Annotated in this window: 4 tRNA genes and 1 rRNA gene; all 5 read left to right on the top strand. The window is 46.3% G+C overall.

From position 1 onward, the window contains the following. The first annotated feature begins 23 nt into the window (after nt 1–23). Nucleotides 24–99 (top strand) — tRNA-Lys (locus BZJ21_RS15355). Between the two features lie 12 nt (nt 100–111). Further along, nucleotides 112–187, top strand: a tRNA-Ala gene (locus BZJ21_RS15350). A 12-nt stretch (nt 188–199) separates the two neighbouring features. Next, nucleotides 200–275, top strand: a tRNA-Val gene (locus tag BZJ21_RS15345). 28 nt (nt 276–303) lie between these two features. Beyond that, nucleotides 304–379 (top strand) — tRNA-Ala (locus BZJ21_RS15340). Nucleotides 380–817: 438 nt separating this feature from the next. Then, nucleotides 818–927, top strand: a 23S ribosomal RNA gene (locus tag BZJ21_RS15335); the annotation flags it as partial.

Raw genomic sequence — 927 nt, 5'->3', positions numbered from 1 at the left:
CGACTCCCCTATGGGACGCCATTGGGTTGTTAGCTCAGTTGGTAGAGCAGTTGACTTTTAATCAATTGGTCACAGGTTCGAATCCTGTACAACCCACCATTTCTCAGACGCGGGGCTATAGCTCAGCTGGGAGAGCGCTTGCATGGCATGCAAGAGGTCGGCGGTTCGATCCCGCCTAGCTCCACCAAGTCTGAAAAATGGGCGATTAGCTCAGTTGGGAGAGCACCTCCCTTACAAGGAGGGGGTCACTGGTTCGAGCCCGGTATCGCCCACCATTTTCTCAATAGAGAAAAAGCCATTATTGGGGCTATAGCTCAGCTGGGAGAGCGCCTGCCTTGCACGCAGGAGGTCAGCAGTTCGATCCTGCTTAGCTCCACCATTTCATTATACGTTTTTAGACAGCAGTTATCCCCTGTTGCGACGACGAGTGTCTGAAAGCGAATAATAAAGTGGTTTATCGTTATGATAAATACACATGCTCTTTAACAATCTGGAAAGCTGACAAGTCATTCTTTAAGAATGACAGTAAAGTTCTCAATCAGTGACATATAATGTCACTCACACAATCAAGTGTGCTTGGACTTTGTCTTATTGAATCAATAACGACAAAGCTTCTATTTGAGTCCGGCAAAAACAAAACCTTAATTGGTTGATGATTCAACACTCAGTGGTTTTGCGACGTAGATTTCTTTTTTAGGCAACGCGCGCGAGACTTTTGCCGCCGGGAGCGTAACGTGTTACGTGACCAAGCAAAAGTTAAGCAAGAGGCAGCATAAAAGAGAAAGATCGAGCAAAAAAAGACCTCTTGGGGTTGTATGGTTAAGTAATTAAGCGTAGACGGTGGATGCCTTGGCAGTCAGAGGCGATGAAGGACGTATTAACTTGCGAAAAGCCCAGATAAGGCAGTAAAAGCCATTTGAATCTGGG

This window comes from Salinivibrio costicola subsp. alcaliphilus, from assembly GCF_001996185.1.
GTDB lineage: Bacteria > Pseudomonadota > Gammaproteobacteria > Enterobacterales > Vibrionaceae > Salinivibrio > Salinivibrio costicola.
The sequence above is the reverse complement of the archived record's forward strand: the minus strand, read 5'-3'. Positions and strand labels throughout refer to the sequence as shown.